The sequence below is a fragment of the Streptomyces sp. NPDC001507 genome (assembly GCF_042894765.1).
Classification (GTDB): Bacteria; Actinomycetota; Actinomycetes; order Streptomycetales; family Streptomycetaceae; genus Streptomyces.
Genome location: NZ_JBIAVV010000003.1, coordinates 378995 through 398424, shown reverse-complemented (window position 1 = coordinate 398424; position 19430 = coordinate 378995). Strand labels below are relative to the sequence as shown.

The 19430-nt window shown below is 71.0% G+C and carries 19 protein-coding genes and 1 pseudogene; 13 read left to right on the top strand and 7 right to left on the bottom strand.

The annotated features are described in order from the left end of the window. Nucleotides 1–335: 335 nt before the first annotated feature. Both ACFY0K_RS12150 and ACFY0K_RS12145 read right to left on the bottom strand, forming a co-directional pair. Entirely contained in the window at nt 336–1625 is a 1290-nt protein-coding gene (locus ACFY0K_RS12150) for a citrate synthase (RefSeq protein WP_390639745.1), read from the bottom strand. Between the two features lie 178 nt (nt 1626–1803). Further along, the gene (locus tag ACFY0K_RS12145) at nt 1804–4092 is read right to left on the bottom strand and encodes an ATP-dependent RecD-like DNA helicase (RefSeq protein WP_390639744.1); all 2289 of its coding nucleotides are present in this window, start codon (nt 4090–4092) and stop codon (nt 1804–1806) included. 74 nt (nt 4093–4166) lie between these two features. Between ACFY0K_RS12145 and ACFY0K_RS12140 the strand changes: the two genes are divergently transcribed. Further along, nucleotides 4167–4811 (top strand): CatB-related O-acetyltransferase, encoded by a 645-nt coding sequence (locus ACFY0K_RS12140; protein WP_390639743.1) that lies wholly within the window; start codon nt 4167–4169, stop codon nt 4809–4811. Nucleotides 4812–4935: 124 nt separating this feature from the next. Further along, nucleotides 4936–5532 carry a DUF4328 domain-containing protein gene (locus tag ACFY0K_RS12135; protein WP_390639742.1) on the top strand — a complete coding sequence of 199 codons (597 nt, stop codon included), beginning with the start codon at nt 4936–4938 and terminating at the stop codon, nt 5530–5532. On the opposite strand, the gene ACFY0K_RS12130 is transcribed toward ACFY0K_RS12135, so the two are convergent. Together ACFY0K_RS12130 and ACFY0K_RS12125 are read right to left on the bottom strand one after the other, a co-directional pair. Next, complete coding sequence (locus tag ACFY0K_RS12130) at nt 5501–5695, bottom strand: DUF397 domain-containing protein (protein ID WP_390639741.1); 195 nt, start codon at nt 5693–5695, stop codon at nt 5501–5503. The genes ACFY0K_RS12135 and ACFY0K_RS12130 overlap by 32 nt on opposite strands. Before the next feature lie 6 nt (nt 5696–5701). Further along, entirely contained in the window at nt 5702–6541 is an 840-nt protein-coding gene (locus ACFY0K_RS12125) for a helix-turn-helix domain-containing protein (protein WP_390639740.1), read from the bottom strand. A gap of 180 nt (nt 6542–6721) precedes the next feature. Here ACFY0K_RS12125 and ACFY0K_RS12120 point away from each other — a divergent pair. Beyond that, nucleotides 6722–7125: pseudogene (locus ACFY0K_RS12120) on the top strand (ATP-binding protein). A gap of 24 nt (nt 7126–7149) precedes the next feature. Then, nucleotides 7150–7470, top strand: a complete 321-nt coding sequence (locus ACFY0K_RS12115) for an amidohydrolase family protein (protein ID WP_390639999.1) — start codon at nt 7150–7152, stop codon at nt 7468–7470. Here ACFY0K_RS12115 and ACFY0K_RS12110 read toward each other — a convergent pair. Continuing rightward, nucleotides 7418–8353, bottom strand: a complete 936-nt coding sequence (locus ACFY0K_RS12110; RefSeq protein ID WP_390639739.1) for a LysR family transcriptional regulator — start codon at nt 8351–8353, stop codon at nt 7418–7420. The genes ACFY0K_RS12115 and ACFY0K_RS12110 overlap by 53 nt on opposite strands. Nucleotides 8354–8493: 140 nt before the next feature. Here ACFY0K_RS12110 and ACFY0K_RS12105 point away from each other — a divergent pair, with 140 nt between their 5' ends. The 9 genes from ACFY0K_RS12105 to rbsD all read left to right on the top strand — a co-directional run bounded on the left by ACFY0K_RS12105 (nt 8494) and on the right by rbsD (nt 17899). Further along, nucleotides 8494–8871 carry a YybH family protein gene (locus tag ACFY0K_RS12105; RefSeq protein ID WP_390639738.1) on the top strand — a complete coding sequence of 126 codons (378 nt, stop codon included), beginning with the start codon at nt 8494–8496 and terminating at the stop codon, nt 8869–8871. A 123-nt stretch (nt 8872–8994) separates the two neighbouring features. Continuing rightward, the gene (locus ACFY0K_RS12100; protein WP_390639737.1) at nt 8995–9777 is read left to right on the top strand and encodes a VOC family protein; all 783 of its coding nucleotides are present in this window, start codon (nt 8995–8997) and stop codon (nt 9775–9777) included. 131 nt (nt 9778–9908) lie between these two features. Continuing rightward, nucleotides 9909–10802, top strand: a complete 894-nt coding sequence (locus ACFY0K_RS12095) for an MBL fold metallo-hydrolase (RefSeq protein WP_390639736.1) — start codon at nt 9909–9911, stop codon at nt 10800–10802. Between the two features lie 73 nt (nt 10803–10875). Continuing rightward, on the top strand, nt 10876–11643 hold the full coding sequence (locus tag ACFY0K_RS12090; protein WP_390639735.1) for a DUF5995 family protein: 768 nt from the start codon (nt 10876–10878) through the stop codon (nt 11641–11643). A 362-nt stretch (nt 11644–12005) separates the two neighbouring features. Then, nucleotides 12006–13049 (top strand): LacI family DNA-binding transcriptional regulator, encoded by a 1044-nt coding sequence (locus ACFY0K_RS12085; protein ID WP_351959055.1) that lies wholly within the window; start codon nt 12006–12008, stop codon nt 13047–13049. Next, on the top strand, nt 13046–14581 hold the full coding sequence (locus ACFY0K_RS12080) for a sugar ABC transporter ATP-binding protein (protein ID WP_390639734.1): 1536 nt from the start codon (nt 13046–13048) through the stop codon (nt 14579–14581). Before ACFY0K_RS12085 ends, ACFY0K_RS12080 begins: the two co-directional genes overlap by 4 nt. Further along, the gene (locus ACFY0K_RS12075) at nt 14571–16517 is read left to right on the top strand and encodes a substrate-binding domain-containing protein (RefSeq protein ID WP_390639733.1); all 1947 of its coding nucleotides are present in this window, start codon (nt 14571–14573) and stop codon (nt 16515–16517) included. The genes ACFY0K_RS12080 and ACFY0K_RS12075 overlap by 11 nt, the downstream gene beginning before the upstream one ends. 93 nt (nt 16518–16610) lie before the next feature. Further along, entirely contained in the window at nt 16611–17513 is a 903-nt protein-coding gene (locus tag ACFY0K_RS12070) for a ribokinase (protein ID WP_351959052.1), read from the top strand. Continuing rightward, the gene (rbsD, locus tag ACFY0K_RS12065; RefSeq protein WP_390639732.1) at nt 17510–17899 is read left to right on the top strand and encodes a D-ribose pyranase; all 390 of its coding nucleotides are present in this window, start codon (nt 17510–17512) and stop codon (nt 17897–17899) included. Before ACFY0K_RS12070 ends, rbsD begins: the two co-directional genes overlap by 4 nt. 101 nt (nt 17900–18000) lie before the next feature. Here rbsD and ACFY0K_RS12060 read toward each other — a convergent pair whose 3' ends face one another. Both ACFY0K_RS12060 and ACFY0K_RS12055 read right to left on the bottom strand, forming a co-directional pair. Next, the gene (locus tag ACFY0K_RS12060; protein WP_390639731.1) at nt 18001–18864 is read right to left on the bottom strand and encodes a hypothetical protein; all 864 of its coding nucleotides are present in this window, start codon (nt 18862–18864) and stop codon (nt 18001–18003) included. A gap of 112 nt (nt 18865–18976) precedes the next feature. Continuing rightward, the gene (locus tag ACFY0K_RS12055) at nt 18977–19390 is read right to left on the bottom strand and encodes a sensor domain-containing protein (RefSeq protein WP_093502760.1); all 414 of its coding nucleotides are present in this window, start codon (nt 19388–19390) and stop codon (nt 18977–18979) included. Nucleotides 19391–19430 lie beyond the last annotated feature (40 nt).

Below are 19430 nucleotides of genomic sequence, written 5' to 3'. Positions count from 1 at the left end.
ATGCGTCTTGGGGGGCGCTGACCTGGCATCTGGGGATGTCTTGGGGGACTTCCTCAGAGATGCGTTGCCGGGGCACGTACGACGGGAAGCTTTGAGCGGCCCTCCCGTGCCGTACGGGTCCCGGCAGATCGCACCGCATCACTGGATGTAGTAGTACGGCGAGTTCTGCTCGTTGTGCTCAAAGCAGCGATTCAGGCGCTGCCGTACCGAGCGCCCGGCCGGATCCCGTGGGGGGAATCCGCACCGGGACACGGGAAGGCGCCCTGGTCGCCGGCCCGTGGGGGGACCGGCGCTCCAGGGCGCCTTCTGCTACGCCGGTACGGCCGCTAGCGCGTTCAGCGCTCCTCGACCGGCACGAAGTCGCGCTCGACGACGCCCGTGTAGATCTGGCGCGGGCGGCCGATGCGGGAACCGGGCTCCTTGATCATTTCCTGCCACTGGGCGATCCAGCCGGGCAGCCGGCCGAGGGCGAACAGGACCGTGAACATCTCGGTCGGGAAGCCCATGGCGCGGTAGATCAGGCCGGTGTAGAAGTCCACGTTCGGGTAGAGGTTGCGCGAGACGAAGTAGTCGTCGGAGAGCGCGTGCTCCTCCAGCTTGAGCGCGATGTCCAGCAGCTCGTCGGACTTGCCGAGGGCCGAGAGGACGTCGTGCGCCGCGGACTTGATGATCTTGGCGCGCGGGTCGAAGGACTTGTACACCCGGTGGCCGAAGCCCATCAGGCGGACGCCGTCCTCCTTGTTCTTCACCTTGGTGATGAAGGAGTCGACGTCGCCGCCGTTGGCCTGGATGCCCTCCAGCATCTCCAGCACGGACTGGTTGGCGCCGCCGTGCAGCGGGCCCCACAGCGCGGAGATACCGGCGGAGATCGACGCGAACATGTTCGCCTGCGACGAGCCGACCAGACGGACCGTCGACGTCGAACAGTTCTGCTCGTGGTCGGCGTGCAGGATCAGCAGCTTGTCCAGGGCCGAGACGACGACCGGGTCAAGCTCGTAGTCCTGCGCCGGCACCGAGAACGTCATGCGCAGGAAGTTCTCCACGTAGGAGAGGTCGTTGCGCGGGTAGACGAACGGGTGACCGACCGACTTCTTGTACGCGTACGCGGCAATCGTCGGAAGCTTGGCGATCAGCCGGATGGTGGAGAGGTCGCGCTGCTTCGCGTCGAACGGGTTGTGGCTGTCCTGGTAGAACGTGGACAGCGCGGAGACCACCGAGGACAGCATGGCCATCGGGTGGGCGTCGCGCGGGAAGCCCCGGTAGAAGTTCTTGACGTCCTCGTGCAGCAGGGTGTGCCGCGTGATCTCGTTCTTGAACGTGGTGAGCTCGTCCACGGTCGGCAGCTCACCGTTGATCAGCAGGTAGGCCACCTCCAGGAAGGTGGAGCGCTCCGCCAGCTGCTCGATCGGGTATCCGCGGTAGCGGAGGATGCCCGCCTCGCCGTCGAGGTAGGTGATGGCGGATTTATAGGCAGCGGTGTTGCCGTAGCCGCTGTCCAGGGTCACGAGACCGGTCTGGGCGCGGAGCTTCCCGATGTCGAAGCCCTTGTCGCCGACGGTGCTGTCGACCACCGGGTAGGTGTACTCGCCGTCGCCGTACCGCAGTACTACAGAGTTGTCGCTCACGTCTTCCCTCACCGACGTAGTGCCTCATCTTCGAGGTGCCCTGACTGTCTCTACCATCCCCCATTTGGCTCAGGAGAGTGCACTCGGGGTCGACCGTTGGGCCCATTGGCGGCACTCAGTGCCGCCAACCTGCTCATCCTGCCCCCTTGTCTCTCTATGTGGAAGGGCTCTGTGACCTTCACGACTCATTTGATCGATCATTTTTCCGGAGATCGCTCCGGCCGAGCCGGAAGTCCAGCGCCGTACAGCGCCGACCTGCCGACACCGTGCGTACCGCCTGGCCGATCGCCTTGCGCGAACCGACGAGGACGACCAGCTTCCTGGCCCGGGTGACCGCCGTGTAGAGCAGGTTCCGCTGCAGCATCATCCAGGCGCCGGTGGTGACCGGGATCACCACCGCCGGATATTCACTCCCCTGTGAACGGTGAATGGTCACAGCGTAGGCATGGGCCAGTTCGTCCAGTTCGTCGAATTCGTACGGCACCTCCTCGTCCTCGTCGGTCAGCACGGTGAGGCGCTGGTCGACCGGGTCGAGCGAGGTGACCACGCCCACGGTGCCGTTGAAGACGCCGTTCTCGCCCTTCTCGTAGTTGTTGCGGATCTGGGTGACCTTGTCGCCGACCCGGAACACCCGCCCGCCGAACCGCTTTTCGGGCAGCTCGGGCCGGGCCGGGGTGATGACCTGCTGGAGCAGGCCGTTGAGCACGCCGGCGCCGGCCGGTCCGCGGTGCATGGGCGCGAGCACCTGCACGTCGCGCCGCGGGTCGAGTCCGAACCTGGCCGGAATGCGCCGGGCGGCGACGTCCACGGCGAGCTTTCCCGCCTCCTCCGTCTCGTCCTCCACGAAGAGGAAGAAGTCCTTCATGCCGTCGGTGACGGGGTGCTGTCCCGCGTTGATCCGGTGCGCGTTGGTCACCACCCCCGACTGCTGGGCCTGCCGGAAGACCCGGGTGAGCCGGACGGCGGGGATCGGGCCGCCGTCGGCGAGCAGGTCCCGCAGCACCTCCCCCGCCCCGACGCTGGGCAACTGGTCCACGTCCCCCACGAAGAGGAGGTGCGCACCGGGCGGCACGGCCTTGACCAGCTTGTTGGCGAGGAGCAGATCGAGCATCGACGCCTCGTCCACCACCACCAGGTCGGCGTCCAGCGGCCGGTCCCGGTCGTAGGCCGCGTCCCCGCCGGGCTTCAGCTCGAGGAGCCGGTGCACGGTCGACGCCTCGGCCCCGGTCAGCTCGGCGAGCCGCTTGGCCGCCCGCCCGGTGGGAGCGGCGAGCACCACCTTCGCCTTCTTCGCCCGCGCCAGCTCCACGATCGACCTGACGGTGAACGACTTGCCGCAGCCGGGGCCGCCGGTCAGCACCGCGACCTTCTCCGTCAGCGCCAGCCTGACGGCCGCCTCCTGCTCGGGGGCGAGGTCGACGCCGGTGCGGTCCTTCAGCCAGGCGAGCGCCTTGTCCCAGGCGACGTCGTGGAACGACGGCATCCGGTCGTCGTCGGTGCGCAGCAGGCGCAGCAGCTGGGAGGCGAGGGCGACTTCGGCCCGGTGGAAGGGGACGAGGTAGACGGCGGTGACGGGTTCGGCGTCCGGGGCCGGGCCGGGGAGCTTCTCCCGTACGACGCCCGGGTCCTCCCCGTCCTCGGGCGGCGCCGCCAGCTCGGCGAGGCACTCGATGACGAGGCCGGTGTCGACCTGGAGGAGTTTCACGGCATCCGCGATGAGCCGCTCCTCGGGGAGGTAGCAGTGCCCCTGGTCGGCGGACTGCGACAGGGCGTACTGCAGCCCCGCCTTCACCCGCTCCGGGCTGTCGTGCGGAATTCCCACCGACTGGGCGATCTTGTCGGCGGTGAGGAAACCGATGCCCCAGACGTCCGCCGCGAGCCGGTACGGCTGGTTCTTCACGACGGAGATCGAGGCGTCCCCGTACTTCTTGTAGATCCGCACGGCGATCGACGTCGACACCTCGACGGTCTGCAGGAAGAGCATGACCTCCTTGATCGCCTTCTGCTCCTCCCAGGCGTCGGCGATCTTCTTCGTCCGCTTCGGCCCGAGCCCCGGCACCTCGACGAGCCGCTTCGGCTCCTCCTCGATGATCCGCAGGGTGTCCACCCCGAAGTGCTGGGTGATCCGGTCGGCGAACACCGGCCCGATGCCCTTGACCAGCCCCGACCCCAGATAACGCCGTATCCCCTGCACGGTGGCCGGCAGCACGGTCGTGTAGTTCTCGACGGTGAACTGCTTCCCGTACTGCGGGTGCGACCCCCACCGCCCCTCCATCCGCAGCGACTCCCCCACCTGGGCGCCGAGCAGCGCGCCGACGACCGTGAGGAGATCACCGGCGCCTCTGCCGGTGTCGACGCGGGCGACCGTGTACCCGTTCTCCTCGTTCGCGTACGTGATCCGTTCGAGCACGCCTTCGACGGTGGCGAGCCGTCGTTCGCCGGTGGGGGTCCCCGTCTGCTGAGCCATGACCCGACGGTACCGGTGCGGTCTGACAGCGATCATTGCCCTGGCCCCGGACCCCCGACCGACAAGGACGTCCCATGCCCGTACCCGCGGACCCGACGGTCCTCCACCCGATGCCCGGGCAGCTCCGGGTGGTCCTGCTCAAACCGCTGGTGAAGTCCCCGCTGATCGAGGTCGGGGAGTACTCCTACTACGACGACCCCGACCACCCGACCGACTTCGAGACCCGCAACGTCCTCTACCACCACGGGCCGGAGAAGCTCGTCATCGGCAGGTTCTGCGCGCTCGGCACGGGCGTCCGGTTCATCATGAACGGCGCCAACCACCGTATGGACGGCCCCTCCACGTTCCCCTTCCCGATCATGGGCGGGTCGTGGGCCGAGCACGTCGACCTGATCACCGGCCTGCCGGGCCGGGGCGACACGGTGGTCGGACACGACGTGTGGTTCGGCCACGGGGCCATGGTGATGCCGGGCGTCCGCATCGGAAACGGCGCGATCATCGCCTCCGGCGCCGTGGTGGTGGACGACGTCCCCGACTACGGCATCGCCGGCGGCAACCCGGCCCGCCTCATCCGCACCCGCTACGACGACCAGGACGTCGCCCGGTTGCTGGCGGCGGCCTGGTGGGACTGGCCCGCGGACCACATCACCGCGCACGTCCGGACGATCATGTCGGGCACCGTCGCCGAACTGGAGGCGGCCGCGCCGAGAGCGAAGTGACCGGCGTCGAGGGCTTGCCGGCGGGGCGTCAAAAGTCGCACACCCGTACGGCAATCGGACCTTATGATCGCTCCACCCCGGCGTCCGTCGCCGCCGCACACACCTCCGAGACAGGCCTGAGACGATGACGAGCGCCACCCGCACAGCCCCCCGCCGCCTTGCCCGCGCCGCGCAGACCGCGATCGCCGCGGCGGCCGTGACGGACGTGTTCCGCACGGTGGCGCTCCGGGACCACTATCTGCACCCCTCGGACGCGTCCCTGCGGAGGTCGGGCCTCGTCTCCATGGTCTTCGTCAATCTGATGACCCTCACGACCGTCCTGTTCCTCGTGTGGCTCGCCCGGTCCCGGCGCAACGCCCAGGAACTGTCCCCCGGGGCCGCGGTTCCGAGCCCGGGCTGGACGATCGGCGCATGGTTCATACCGGTGGTCAACCTCATCGCCCCGCGCGGTTCCGTCCTCGACATCGGGCGCGCCGCCTCCCCCTCGTGGGAGAAGCGGGACAGGACGCTGGTGAATCTGTGGTGGGCCTCCTGGGTCGGGCACGCGCTGGTGCTCACGGCGGCGAACCTGGCGGCCCCCGGCTCGCTGGCCCTCCTCGTGGTGACGGAGGCGCTCTTCCTCGCGGCAGCCGTCCTGGTGGGGCTGGTCATCGAGCGCGTCACGACACTTCAGGCCGCCGCCCTCCGCGTCACGGTTCCTGTCGCCGCCCCGCAGCCTTGATCCCCGCGACGAAGCCGGCGAAGGCCCCCACCGGGAAGGTGAGGGTGCGAGCGGACGGGGCCTTGGAGTCGCGGACGGCGGTGTGGGTGGGGGTGGTGGCTATCTCGACGCAGTTGTTGCCGTCGCCTTCGCCTGAGTAGGACGACTTGCGCCAGTTGTCCATGGGGCCTCATAGCTCTTTCAGTAGCCGGTTGATGAAGTCGCGCGAGCGACCCGGTTCGAGCGATACACCCTCCACCTTATGGAAACGTGTTCGATAGGTGCCGAGTTGGGCCTCGGAATCGAGGAAGACCGAGCCATGGGGAGCGTCGCGGGAGACCGTGTCCAGCTTGGGTACAGGACCGCCTACGTACGTCATCGTGCTGGACGCCACAGCGAAGCCATCCAGGTCGAAGGGGATGGCTCGCAAGATGATGCGCTCCGTTTCGGACAGCTCCAGGAGCCGGATGAGTTGAGCCCTCGCGGCGGCGCGGTCACCGACTCGGATGCGCAGCGCCGACTCGTGGATCACGATCTCGTGCGGGAAGTCGACTTTGGTCTGGCGGGCCATTCGGTGACTGACACGCAACTCCAGCTCCTCGCGGGTCAGTTCAGGGAGTCGGGAAGAGAAGACCGCGCGAGCGTAGTCCTCCGTCTGCAGCAGGCCCGGCACGTACAGGATGGCCACGTCCTTCTGAAACGCTGCATGGTGGTCGAGTTCCGACAGGTCCATGAACGAGGTGGGCAGCAGCCCCCGGTACTCCTCCCACCAGCCCCGCGTCCGGTCGGTGGCCATCTCGACCAGCGCTTCGACGAACTCCGTGTCCGTGCAGGCGTAATGGGACGCCAGTCGACGCACCCGTTCCTCGCTGACGCCCGTGAGCCCGAGTTCGATGTGGCTGATCTGGACCCTGTTCGCCCCGAGAAGGGCTGCCGCCTGGGCACCGGTCATGCCGGCCGCCTCACGGAGCCTGCGCAGCTCGACACCCAGGCGTACCTGACGGGCCGTCGGCTCACGCCTCTGGACCATGAGTTGCTCTCCTCTTTCGGGGGCGGATCACGCGATCAGCTTGCCACGGGTAACAGATTACCCATACCGTCGGTGACGCAACGCTCACGCAGCGGAAGTGCACCGCCCCGCCCTGCCACGGTGGTCGCGGCAACGCCACCCTGCCGGAAACTCCCCCACGACCACCGGAGTTGATGACGCATGCCCGAAGCCTGGGAGTACACGCTCACCATCCCCAACGACCTCCGCGCCGTCACCGTCAGCCGGCACACCCTCAGACTGATCCTCACCGCGCATGAGCTGACCGGCTTTCTCGCGTCGGCGAACTCCTCGCCACCGAGCTGGTCTCCAACGCCGTACGGCACACGAAGGGGCCCGCCGCACTACGGGTCCGCTGGTCGCCGCCCGGCACCCTGCGGATCGGCGCGTGGGACGCGGACCCCGAACCGCCGGAGCCACCCGTGCCGTTGGAGCGGCTCGGGGAGGTGGAGGAGGGACGGGGGCTGGCACTCGTACGGGCCTGTTCGGATCTGTGGGGGTGGCAGCCGCTGTCGCGGTTCGGGAACCGGGGGAAGTACGTGTGGTGCGAGCTGGCCGCGGCGTAAGCCAGTCCACTTTGTCAGCGTGGCCTGGACGGCGGCCTCGGTTCCCGTGACCCGCTGGAGTTCGCCACCGTCGACGGCGCCCACGCCCTGGGCCTCCCCGCCCGCACCGGCAGCCTCACGCCCGGCAAGGACGCCGACGTGATCCTGCTGCGCACCGACGGCCTCACCGTCGACGTGGACCTGCGGGCCCTGCGGACCCGCCTGCTGGAGTCCCGCGACCCGGTCGCGGCGGCCGCCGGCGTACCGCTGGACGGCACCTGGCAGCCGCAGCCGAAGTCGGTGTCACCGCAGCTCATTTCGTATCGGCATCGGCATCGGAGTCGGAATCGGAGTCGGCCAGGGTGAAGCCGGCCCGGGTGAACTCCCGTCGGCTGTGCACGAGCAGCTCGCGGACCGGCGGGTTATGCGCGCCCCGCCAGACCAGGGCCAGCAGCGCCGGTGTCTCGACGTCGTCGACGGTGCGGGCGACGAGCCGGTCGCGGTGGGCCGCGGCCATCGACTCGCTGAGCACTGCCACGCCGAGCCCGCGCGCGGCGAGGTCGACTATGGCGTCCGGGGCACTGGCCTGCAGTGCGATCGTGGGCCGGAGATTCTGCGTGGCGCAGGCCTGGTCGAACACCGCGCGCAGGCCGGTCCCGGTCGGCATGCACACGATCGGATGGCTCGTCAGGTCCCGCAGGGCGAGGCGTTCCCGGCCGGCCAGGGGGTGCCCGGCCGGGACGGCGGCGACGATCCGCTCGCTGATGACGGTCAGCGCCTCCAGTCCGTCGGGGGTGGCGCTCGCGGTCCCGACGAGCGCCAGGTCCACGGCCCCGCTGCGGACGCCGTCGACGAGCCGGTCCGAGCCGTCCTCGAGCAGCAGGAGCTCCACACCGGGATGCGCCCCGTGGAACGCGGCGAGGGCGTCGAAGAGCGGGGTGAGGGTGCAGCCGATGACCATCCCGACGGTGAGCCGGCCCCGGATCAGGCCGGTCACCTCCCCCACCGCCTGGCCGACGGCCCCGGCCGCGGTGAGCGCGGCGCGGGCGTAGTCGAGCGCGGCCTGGCCCGCGACGGTCAGGGTGACCGTGCGGGCGGACCGGTCGAACAGCTCGGCGCCGAGTTCACGTTCGAGCTGGCGGATCTGGGCGCTGACCCCGGACTGGCTGATGCGCACCCGCTCGGCCGCCCTCGTGAAGTTCCGCTCCTCGGCGACCGCGACGAAGTACTCCAGCTGCCTCAGCTCCATGACCTCAACTCCCACGACCGCACCCGCACCCGCACACTCATGACTGGAAATTCTAGTTTACAGAAGATCTATCTGTTGGACTTCTGGTACGTCGCCGACCACCCTGGAAGACACCGAAGTCCGAGCCGAGGAGGCGTCCCATGACGGAGTACGAGAAGGCCATGCGGCCCGAGGACATCACCCGCCTGTTCGTCGAGCGGTCCAACGCCGGCGACGCGGCCGGGGTCGCCGCGCTCTACGAGGAGGACGCGGTGCTGGCCTTCCCGCCCGGCGAAGTGACGGTGGGGCGGGAGGCGATCCGCGCGCTGTGGGAGAAGGTGCTGGCCGGCCGTCCCCGCTTCGAGCCGGAGCAGCCGCTGCCGACGCTGCTCAGCGGCGACATCGCCCTCACCTCGACCCCGCCGAAGGACGGGACCGGCGCACGGGCCCAGGTCGTCAGGCGCCAGCCCGACGGCAGCTGGCTGCGCCTGCTGGACCAGCCCGAGTTCGTGGCGCCGCCGCAGAGCCGGGGGGCGTGACCCGGCCGGGGACCGCCTCCCGGTGAGCGGACCGTAAAACCCCGGCCGTTCCGGTGGCGCGAACCGGCCGGGACGGTGATGGTGGGCGGCGGGGAACTTTTTCGCGCGCAGGGAGAGCTGGAGATGCCCGAAGTCACTACTCCGTACCCGACCGGAACCCCTTGCTGGGTCGATCTGATGGCGCAGGACCAGCAGGCCGCGCTGGACTTCTACCGTGACCTGTTCGGCTGGCAGGGCGAGGTCGGCGGGGCCGACTTCGGCGGGTACGCGGTCTGCACCCTGCACGGCAAGCCGGTGGCCGGCATCGGCTCGGCCATGGCACCCGAGGGGCAGCCGGAGCCGCCGACCGTCTGGACCACCTACCTGGCCAGCACTGACGCGCAGGCCACCCAGGACACGATCGTCTCGGCGGGCGGCACGCTGATCGCCCCGGTGATGGACGTCGGTGACATCGGCCGGATGCTGATCGCCGCCGATCCGCAGGGCGCGGTGTTCGGGGTGTGGCAGCCGGGCGACTTCCACGGCGCGGGGATCGTCAACGAGCCGGGCGCGCTGATCTGGAACGAGCTGAACACCAGCGACGTACCCGCCGCCACCGGCTTCTACGGCGAGTCCTTCGGGATCGAGATCCAGCCGATGGAGGGCGCCGACGGGACCTACTGGTCGCTCAACGTCGGCGGCCGGGCCGTCGGCGGGGCCGCCCAGCTCGGCGACGACCGCCCCGGCGTCCCGCCGCACTGGCTCACCTACTTCGCGGTCGACGACGTCGACTCCACCGTGGACGCCCTGGTCAAGCGCAACGGCACCGTGTTCGCACCGCCGTTCGAGATGATGGCCGGCCGCATGTCCGTGGTCGCCGACCCGCAGGGCGCGACCTTCGCGGTGTTCAAGCCGAAGGAGATGTGAGCCGCCGCGAGACACCTGCGGCAGAGCAGCCCCCTGCCGCAGGCACCAGTCCCTGACCCCCTTCCGCTTTCCGGACCGCCCGGGATACCCCTGAGGAGACCGGCGGTACGGGAACGGGAGGGGACCGGGTCATGGGAACCGAACAGGTCGGGCACGGCTGGCGGGTGGACGGGCGCTGCACCAACTGCGATGTGGCGCGGCAGCTCGCCCCGGGGCTCGTCGGGGAGGTGGCGGGACGCTCGGCCGTACTGCGCCAGCCGCGCGGCGCGGCGGAGGCGGCGGGGTTGCACGCGGCGGCGCACGCCTGCCCCACCCGGTCCGTCCGGCCACCGGGCGGGCAGCTGGACCCGGCCCGGGACCCGTTCCCGATGCCCCTGGACGACACCGGCACCGTGCTGCTGTGCGGCCACAACTCCCCGCACACCGCGGGCGCCAACTCCTACCTCCTGCGCCGTCCCGACGGCACGTCGATGATGATCGACACACCGCGTTGGAGCCCGGCGCTCGCCGCCCGTTACGAGGCGCCGGGGCCCGTCACCGACGTACTCCTCACCCACCGCGACCACGCCGCGCACGGCCGCCGGTACGCCGACCGCTTCCACGCCCGGCTCTGGATCCACGAGGGCGACCTCGACGCCGCCCCGGACGCCGACCGGGTACTGCGCGGCACCGAACCGGCCGAGATCGCCGACGGCGTCCTCGCCGTCCCCTTCCCCGGGCACACCCGGGGCAGCGTGCTCTACCTGGCCGACGAGCGGTACTGCTTCAGCGGCGACAGCTTCTACTGGTCGCGCACGACGGCGGACATCGAGGTGGCCGACAGCGTCACCTGGTACTCCATCCGCGAACTGGCCGCCTCCCTGACCCGGACCGCCGACCGGCTGCGCTTCGAGTGGCTGCTGCCGGGCCACGGCGACCGCCGCCACCTCCCCCACCAGGAAATGGCCGCGCGGATACGGCACTTGACTACCCGTGCTCGCGAACTCACGCCCCGGCCGGTGGACTTCACCGCAGTCCGCTGGTGAGTTCGGCCCCGCCAACCGCCGCTCGGTGGTAGGACGGGGCTGTGGACCGGTCTGCCGGGAAGGGGAGCTGGGCATGACGGCACAGAACATCGACGACGTGGTGGACGGACTCGCCGCGATCGTGCGGGAGGCCGAACGCACCGGTGACCGGATCGGGTACTTCGCCGCGCTGTACCGGCAGGTGACCGTCGAGATCCGTACCGCCATACACGACGGGCTGTTCGACGACGGCCCCCGCATGGACCGCTTCGACACGCTCTTCGGCAACCGCTACTTCGACGCGTACGACGCCTGGCGCCGGGACCGGAGCGGGCCGCGCTGCTGGCGTGAGACGTTCGGGCTGCTCGACGACGCCGACACCGTCATCGTCCAGCACCTGGTGCTCGGCGTGAACGCGCACATCAACCTGGACCTCGCCGTCGCCGCCGCGGGGACCGACCCGGGCACGGACATACAGGCGCTGCGGCACGACTTCCTGCTGATCAACGACATTCTCGCGCGCGTGGTGCTGACGGTGCAGGACTCCGTCGACGCCCTGTCGCCCCTGCTGTCGCTGCTGGACAAGGTCGGCGGCCGCACCGACGAGCGGATCCTCGACTTCAGCATCCGCGAGTCCCGCGCGGAGGCCTGGTACAACGCCGTCCTGCTGGCCGGCCAGAACGCGGCGGAGCGCGCCGCCACCATCGAACGGCTCGACACCAGGGCCACCGTGCTCGCCCGGCTGATCGCACGCCCCGGCGGCATCGTCCGGCCGGCCCTGGAACTGATCCGGCACACGGAGAGCACCGACGTACCGGCCGTCATCAGGCACCTGGACGGTGCCACGGCGACGACCGCCTAACGGCCCCGCGGCCCCGGCGGCGCCGTACGAGGTCCCGCACGTAGACCGCGAGGAACGCCAGGTACAGCACCGCCACCGTGACCGCCCAGGCCGGGGGGAGCTTTCCGGCGGCGATCAGGGAGCCTTCCATGAGGGCGACGAACAGCAGGAGCGCGCCCTCACGTCGTTCGCTTCGGGTCACCGTCACCGCCATGCCCGCAATCCCACAGGTCAGGCCCCAAGTGGACCAGCCTCCTCCGGCTCACTCTTCGGTCACGATTGGATTTCGGCCACCTCCAGGTCTTGCCCCAGCGCCGTGTAATCGATTCCAATCCTCGGTACACGCAGACGTGTAATCGATTCCACGAGGAGGTGGAGCGGCGATGGCGAGCATCAAGGACGTCGCCGCCGAGGCAGGCGTTTCCGTCGCCACGGTGTCCCGGGTCCTGAACGACCATCCGTCGGTCAGCGCCGACGCCCGTACCCGCGTACTGGCCGCCGTCGCGACGCTGGGCTACCGCCCGAACGCCGTCGCCCGCTCCCTGCGCACCGATCAGACCCACACCCTCGGCCTGGTCATCAGCGACGTGATGAACCCCTACTTCACCGAGCTGGCCCGCTCGGTCGAGGAGGCGGCCCGCGCCCTCGGCTACAGCGTCATCATCGGCAACGCCGACGAGCGGCCGGAGCTGCAGGACCACCACGTACGGACGCTGCTCGACCGGCGGATCGACGGCCTGCTCGTCTCCCCCACCGACGGCGGCTCGCCGCTGATGCTGGAGGCGGCGCGGGCCGGGACGCCGATGGTGTTCGTCGACCGGTGGATCCCGGGGGTGGACGTCCCCGTCGTACGGGCGGACGGGCGGGCCGCGATCCGCGATCTCGTCGCCCACCTGTGCGGGCTCGGGCACCGGCGGGTCGCGATCATCGCCGGGCCGGCGGCCACCACCACCGGCAGCGAGCGCGTCCAGGCCTTCCGCGAGGCCCTCGCCGAGTACGGCGTGCCCCTCCCGGACGCCTACATCGGCCAGGGCGACTTCCAGGCGGAGAGCGGGCGCCGGGTCACCGAGGGGTTCCTCGACCTGCCCGAGCCGCCCGAGGTCGTGTTCGCCACCGACAACCTGATGGCGCTGGGCGCGCTGGACGCGGTGCGGGCGCGGGGGCTGCGGGTGCCATGTGACATAGCACTCGCAGCCTTCGACGACATCCCGTGGTTCGTGCACACCGACCCCCCGGTCACCGCCATCGCCCAGCCCACCCGTGAACTCGGCCGCGCCGCCGTACGCGCGCTGGTCGACCGCATCGAGGGGCGGCTCCCGCAGTCCGTCACCCTCCCCGCCCGGCTCGTGGTCCGCCGCTCGTGCGGCGAGGGCCGCGTCCCCCACCCCCCGCAGTCCCCCACCCCTGTGCAAAGGAGCACGTCGTGAGCAACCCGGACGAGTTGCTGCGCATCGAGGGCATACGGAAGTCCTTCCCCGGCGTGGTCGCGCTCGACGGCGTCGACTTCGACCTGCGCCGGGGCGAGGTGCACGTACTCCTCGGTGAGAACGGCGCGGGCAAGAGCACCCTCATCAAGATGCTCTCCGGCGCCTACACCCCCGACGCGGGGCGGATCCTGGCCGGCGGCGAGGAGGTGCGCATCCATGGTGCGCAGGACTCCGAGCGGCTCGGGATCGCCACCATCTACCAGGAGTTCAACCTCGTCCCCGACCTCACGGTCGCCGAGAACATCTTCCTGGGCCGGCAGCCGCGCCGCTTCGGGATGATCGACCGCAGGCGGATGGAGGCCGATGCCGAGGTCCTGCTGAAGCGGGTCGGTGTGAACGTGTCGCCGCGGGCCCGGGTGCGTGAACTCGGTATCGCCCGGCTCCAGATGGTCGAGATCGCCAAGGCGCTCAGCCTGGACGCACGCGTGCTGATCATGGACGAGCCGACCGCCGTCCTCACCTCGGAGGAGGTGGAGAAGCTGTTCGCGATCGTGCGGCAGCTGCGGGACGACGGCGTCGGGATCGTCTTCATCACGCACCACCTGGAGGAGATCGCCGCTCTCGGGGACCGGGTCACCGTCATCCGGGACGGGAAGAGCGTGGGCCAGGTGGCCGCCGCCACCCCGCAGGAGGAGCTGGTACGCCTCATGGTCGGGCGGTCCATCGAGCAGCAGTACCCGCGCGAACGCACCGGGACGGGGGCCGCGCTGCTCTCCGTCCAGGGGCTGACCCGCGACGGGGTCTTCCACGACGTGAGCTTCGAGGTGCACGCCGGGGAGGTCGTCGGGATCGCTGGCCTGGTGGGTGCGGGCCGTACGGAGGTCGTACGGGCCGTGTTCGGGGCCGATCCGTACGACAAGGGGGCTGTGAAGGTCTCCGGTACGGCGCTGCGGCGGCACGATGTCAACGCCGCCATGTCCGCCGGGATCGGGCTCGTCCCCGAGGACCGCAAGGGACAGGGGCTGGTCCTGGACGCCTCCGTCGAGGAGAACCTCGGGCTGGTGACGATGCGCAGGGCCACCCGGGCCGGGATCGTCGACCTCAGGGGCCAGCATGTGGCCGCCGAGCGGATCGCCGGGCAGCTGGGCGTGCGGATGGCCGGGCTCGGCCAGCACGTGCGGACGCTCTCCGGCGGCAACCAGCAGAAGGTCGTCATCGGCAAGTGGCTGCTCGCCGACACCAAGGTGCTGATCCTCGACGAGCCGACGCGCGGCATCGACGTCGGTGCCAAGGTCGAGATCTACCAGCTGATCAACGAACTCACGGCAGCCGGGGCCGCCGTACTGATGATCTCCAGCGACCTGCCGGAGGTCCTCGGGATGAGCGACCGGGTGCTGGTGATGGCCCAGGGGCGGATCGCGGGCGAACTGACCGCGGACGAGGCCACCCAGGACTCCGTGATGGCACTCGCCGTCAGCGCCCCCGGCACCCCCACCACCACAACCGACAAGGAGGCCGGACGTGGCCACTGACACGCTCAAGAGCAAGAACACGGGCGCCGGTGGCGTCTCCGGCGTGCGCCGGCTGCTCCTCGACAACGGCGCCCTCACCGCGCTGATCGTTCTCGTCATCGCCATGTCGGCGCTGTCCGGGGACTTCCTCACCACCGACAACCTGCTCAACGTCGGCGTCCAGGCGGCCGTGACCGCCGTCCTGGCCTTCGGCGCGACCTTCGTGATCGTCGCGGCGGGCATCGACCTGTCGGTCGGCTCGGTGGCGGCCCTGTCGGCCACCGTGCTGGCGTGGAGCGCCACCTCGCACGGGGTGCCGGTGTTCCTGGCCGTCGTCCTCGCCGTCGCCACCGGCATCGTGGCCGGTCTCGTCAACGGCTTCCTCATCGCCTACGGCAAGCTGCCGCCGTTCATCGCGACGCTCGCGATGCTGTCGGTGGCCCGCGGCCTGGCGCTGGTGATCTCGGCGGGCTCCCCCATCGCCTTCCCCGGCTCGGTCTCGCACCTCGGTGACACCCTCGGCGGCTGGCTGCCGGTACCGGTGCTGGTCATGGTCCTCATGGGGCTGGTCGCGGCCTTCGTCCTCGGCCGGACCTACATCGGGCGCTCGATGTACGCGATCGGCGGCAACGAGGAGGCCGCCCGGCTCTCCGGGCTGCGGGTGAACAAGCAGAAGCTCGCCATCTACGCGCTGTCCGGGCTGTTCGCGGCCGTCGCCGGCATCGTGCTGGCCGCCCGGCTGTCGTCCGCGCAGCCGCAGGCCGCCAACGGCTACGAGCTGGACGCCATCGCGGCCGTCGTGATCGGCGGCGCCTCGCTGGCGGGCGGCACCGGCAAGGCGTCCGGCACGCTGATCGGCGCGCTGATCCTCGCGGTGCTGCGCAACGGCCTCAACCTGCTCAACGTGTCCGCGTTCTGGCAGCAGGTGGTCATCGGCGTCGTCATCGCGCTGGCCGTCCTCCTGGACACCGTCCGCCGCAAGGCCGGGGCCACCCCGGTGGCCGCCGGTACCGGTGGGAACAAGGGCAAGCAGGCCGGGACCTACGCGCTGGCGGCGGTCGTCACCGTCGGCCTGGTGGCCGCGACCTCGCTGCTGCACACGGGCTCGTCGTCGGGCAGCACGAAGATCGGCCTGTCCCTGTCCACGCTCAACAACCCCTTCTTCGTGCAGATCCGGGCCGGTGCCCAGGCGGAGGCGAAGAAGCAGGGCGTGGACCTGACCGTCACCGACGCCCAGAACGACGCCTCGCAGCAGGCCAACCAGCTGCAGAACTTCACCAGTTCCGGGCTCGGCGCGATCATCGTCAACCCGGTCGACTCGGACGCGGCGAGCAACTCCGTGAAGGCCGCCGGCAAGGCGCACATCCCGGTGATCGCCGTCGACCGCGGTGTGAACAACGCGCAGACGGCGACCCTGGTCGCCTCCGACAACGTCACCGGCGGCGAGCTGGCCGCCAAGACGATCGCCGAGAAGCTCGGCGGCCAGGGCAAGATCGTGATCCTGCAGGGCCAGGCCGGTACCTCCGCCGCCCGGGAACGGGCGCAGGGCTTCGCCAACGGCCTGAAGGCCTACCCCGGCATCCAGGTGGTGGCCCAGCAGCCCGCCGACTTCGACCGCACCAAGGGCCTCGACGTGATGTCGAACCTGCTCCAGGCCCACCCGGACGTCCAGGGCGTCATCGCGGCCAACGACGAGATGGCCCTCGGCGCGATCAAGGCGCTGGGCTCCAAGGCCGGTTCCTCGGTCTCGGTGATCGGCTTCGACGGCACGCCGGACGGGCTGGCCGCGGTCAAGAACGGCACGCTGTACGCGTCGGTGGCCCAGCAGCCCAGCCAGCTCGGGAAGATCGCCGTGGACAACGCCCTCAAGGCCGTCAAGGACCAGAAGATCCCCTCGGCGATCAAGGTGCCGGTGAAGGTGGTCACGAAGGACAACGTGGCCGGTTTCACGGGCTGAGACACCGGAGCGGCGGCCGGGCGGTTGAATGGGACCCCCGGCCGCCTCACTCCGTCCGCCGTTCCGTCGTTCCGTCGTTTAGGGAGTCAACTGATGCACGACTACGACCTCCTGGTCGTGGGATCGGCCAACGCCGACCTGGTGATCCGTGTCGAGCGGCGGCCGGGCGCCGGTGAGACCGTGCTCGGCGGCGATCTCGCCACCCATCCCGGCGGCAAGGGCGCCAACCAGGCGGTCGCGGCCGCCCGGCTCGGTGCCCGCACCGCCCTGCTGGCCCGGGTCGGCGACGACGCGCACGGCAGGCTGCTGCTCGACTCGCAGCTGGCGGCCGGTGTGGACACGGTGGGTGTGCTGGCGGGCGGGGCGCCGACCGGGGTCGCCCTGATCACCGTGGACCCTTCCGGCGACAACAGCATCGTCGTCTCGCCGGGCGCGAACGGCCGTCTCACGCCGGCGGACGTGCGGGCCGCGGTCAGCCTCTTCCACGCCTCCCGGGTGGTGTCCACGCAGCTGGAGATCCCGCTGGAGACGGTCCTCGAGGTCGTACGGAACCTGGCCCCCGGCAGCCGTCTCGTCCTCAACCCCTCCCCGCCGCGGCCCCTCCCCGGCGAGGTCCTGGCGGCCTGCGACCCGCTGATCGTGAACGAGCACGAGGCGCGGGTGATCCTCGGCGAGGCGTGCGTGAGCGAGGAACCGGCCGACTGGGCGCGGCTCCTGCTCGCCAAGGGCCCGAGGTCGGTGGTGGTGACGCTGGGCGCGGACGGTGCGCTGGTGGCCGACGGCGGCGGGGTCTCGCACGTCGCCTCCGTGAAGGTGGACGCGGTGGACACGACCGGCGCCGGGGACGCGTTCACGGCGGCCCTCGCGGTACGGCTCGGAGCGGGCGCGTCGCTCGCCGAGGCGGCGGCCTACGCGGCGCGGGTCGGGGCGGCGGCGGTGACCAGGCGGGGTGCGCAGGAGTCGTACCCGACGGCGGCGGAGGTCGACGCGCTGTGAAGAGGACGGGAATCCTCAACCGACATCTCGCCGGAGCGCTGGCCGAGTTGGGACACGGGCACCTGGTGCTGGTGTGCGACGCCGGGATGCCGATCCCGCAGGGCCCGCGGGTCGTGGACCTCGCGTTCCGGGCCGGGGTGCCCTCCTTCGCGGAGGTGCTGGAGGGGCTGCTGGCGGAGCTGGTCGTGGAGGGCGCGACGGCGGCCGCCGAGATACGCCGGGCCAACCCTGCCGCCGCCGCGCTGCTGGACGGTCACTTCCCCGACCTGGCCCTGGTCCCGCACGAGCACCTGAAGGACCTGTCCGCACAGGCCCGCCTCGTCGTACGAACCGGCGAGGCCCACCCGTACGCGAACGTACTGCTGCGGTGCGGCGTGTTCTTCTGAACCCCGGCCAGGTGACGCGCCCCCAAAGGGGCGCGGGGAACTGCGCGACCAGCCACGATGGCGCCGCAGACGGCAGACGGCAGACTGCGGCTCAGGCCCGGTCACGGCTCGGGAAACACCAGGGTCACCCCGTACCGCTTCTCGGCCGCCCGCAGGGCCGGGACGAGCTTCCGGCGCAGGGTGCGGATCTCGGCGGCGTGGTCCGCGAGGAAACGGGTGCGCAGGCTCAGCCGGGCGGGATCCCGGACGGCCTCGACGGGGCGCATGCAGTCCGCGTAGACGCGGCCCATGGCGCGCTCCGTGGCGGGCAGGTCGGCGGGCGCGGCGGCCTGCTGGCGGGCGTCGGCCACCCCCATGAAGGCCCTCTCGTCCTTGGCCGGGGCCCCGTGCCCGGCCAGGCAGCCGGGCAGGCCGCGCCGGGCCCGGACCGTGGCGGGGGCGCGGTCCACGGCGCCGAGTTCGCCGAACCACCGCTGTTCCAGGGGCAGATAGAGGTCGCTCAGCGCAGCCGCGGCCTTCGCGCCCTGTGCCTGGCAGCGGCGCACCTGTGCCGCGCTGCCGGCGCGGGCCGTGGTGGGAACGGTGGCGGCCGCGGGCACGTCGGCGCTGGTGCTCAGCCCGTGCCGGGCGACGAAGTCCAGGTCGGGCAGGACGAAGAAGCGGATGAACGCGAGGGGAGCCTGGGCGGGCAGGGCGAACCCGCCCTTGCGGGCGCAGTCGGCGGCGGCGACCCGGGTCACCTGCTGCCCGAACACGTACAGGCCCTGGGTCCACCGGGTCTCGGCCCCCGTCGCCGGCAGGACCATGCGCACCGGGTCGTCGGGCAGGGTGCGGCCGAGGCGGGCCGGGGCCACGGTCGCGGCGGGCGGGCCGGGCTGCCGGGCGGCGTCGGTGGAGCACGCGGTGCCGAGCAGGGCGACGGCCGCCGCGAGCGCCGCGCGCACCAGGACCGGGCGCCGGAACATCCGGACCACTCCTCTCACCTCCGTTTCCTGCGTGTCCTGCATTTCCCGCGTGTTCCGTACGCGGCGGACAGGGCCTCCGGACCCGCCGGGGACCGGAGGCCCTGGAGCCGGGTCAGTGCACGACGTGGACGGTGTCGCCGCCGTTCGCCGCACTCGCCACGGTGAACGTGGTGTTGTCGGAGACGTCGGTGCACAGCAGCTCGCTGTCGACGGCGTAGGACCCGTCGTAGAGCCAGATGTAGCCCGCGTCGCACGTCTTCCAGGTGCCGGTGGAGCTGTGGTACAGGCGGCCGGCGTAACCGTCGTAGCCGTAGACCGTCGTGTCGTTGACGTAGGTCAGGTTGAGGTCGCTGCAGCTGCTGCTGGCCGACTTCTTGACGTGGGTGCCCCCGGTGCCTTCGTACGCCGAGGTGGTGAGCGTGGACGTCACGCAGGCGTCCGGGGCGGCGGACGCGGCGGGCGCGAACACCAGACAGCCGGCGGCGGCGACGAGCGCGAACGCGCCGGCGGTGATGGCCTTCCTCATGGTTTCCCCCATCTGGTTCGGATGTGAGGTGGATCGGGCA

What these genes read in the sequence shown, in the direction of transcription:
- ACFY0K_RS12105 (WP_390639738.1), top strand. Translation starts at nt 8,494, where the DNA reads ATGACGGAGTACGAGAAGGCCATGCGGCCCGAGGACATCACCCGCCTG.
- ACFY0K_RS12060 (WP_390639731.1), bottom strand. Translation starts at nt 18,864, where the DNA reads ATGTTCCGGCGCCCGGTCCTGGTGCGCGCGGCGCTCGCGGCGGCCGTC.
- ACFY0K_RS12140 (WP_390639743.1), top strand. Translation starts at nt 4,167, where the DNA reads ATGCCCGTACCCGCGGACCCGACGGTCCTCCACCCGATGCCCGGGCAG.
- ACFY0K_RS12100 (WP_390639737.1), top strand. Translation starts at nt 8,995, where the DNA reads ATGCCCGAAGTCACTACTCCGTACCCGACCGGAACCCCTTGCTGGGTC.
- ACFY0K_RS12135 (WP_390639742.1), top strand. Translation starts at nt 4,936, where the DNA reads ATGACGAGCGCCACCCGCACAGCCCCCCGCCGCCTTGCCCGCGCCGCG.
- ACFY0K_RS12090 (WP_390639735.1), top strand. Translation starts at nt 10,876, where the DNA reads ATGACGGCACAGAACATCGACGACGTGGTGGACGGACTCGCCGCGATC.
- ACFY0K_RS12070 (WP_351959052.1), top strand. Translation starts at nt 16,611, where the DNA reads ATGCACGACTACGACCTCCTGGTCGTGGGATCGGCCAACGCCGACCTG.
- ACFY0K_RS12130 (WP_390639741.1), bottom strand. Translation starts at nt 5,695, where the DNA reads ATGGACAACTGGCGCAAGTCGTCCTACTCAGGCGAAGGCGACGGCAAC.
- ACFY0K_RS12110 (WP_390639739.1), bottom strand. Translation starts at nt 8,353, where the DNA reads ATGGAGCTGAGGCAGCTGGAGTACTTCGTCGCGGTCGCCGAGGAGCGG.
- ACFY0K_RS12095 (WP_390639736.1), top strand. Translation starts at nt 9,909, where the DNA reads ATGGGAACCGAACAGGTCGGGCACGGCTGGCGGGTGGACGGGCGCTGC.
- ACFY0K_RS12125 (WP_390639740.1), bottom strand. Translation starts at nt 6,541, where the DNA reads ATGGTCCAGAGGCGTGAGCCGACGGCCCGTCAGGTACGCCTGGGTGTC.
- ACFY0K_RS12145 (WP_390639744.1), bottom strand. Translation starts at nt 4,092, where the DNA reads ATGGCTCAGCAGACGGGGACCCCCACCGGCGAACGACGGCTCGCCACC.
- ACFY0K_RS12085 (WP_351959055.1), top strand. Translation starts at nt 12,006, where the DNA reads ATGGCGAGCATCAAGGACGTCGCCGCCGAGGCAGGCGTTTCCGTCGCC.
- ACFY0K_RS12055 (WP_093502760.1), bottom strand. Translation starts at nt 19,390, where the DNA reads ATGAGGAAGGCCATCACCGCCGGCGCGTTCGCGCTCGTCGCCGCCGCC.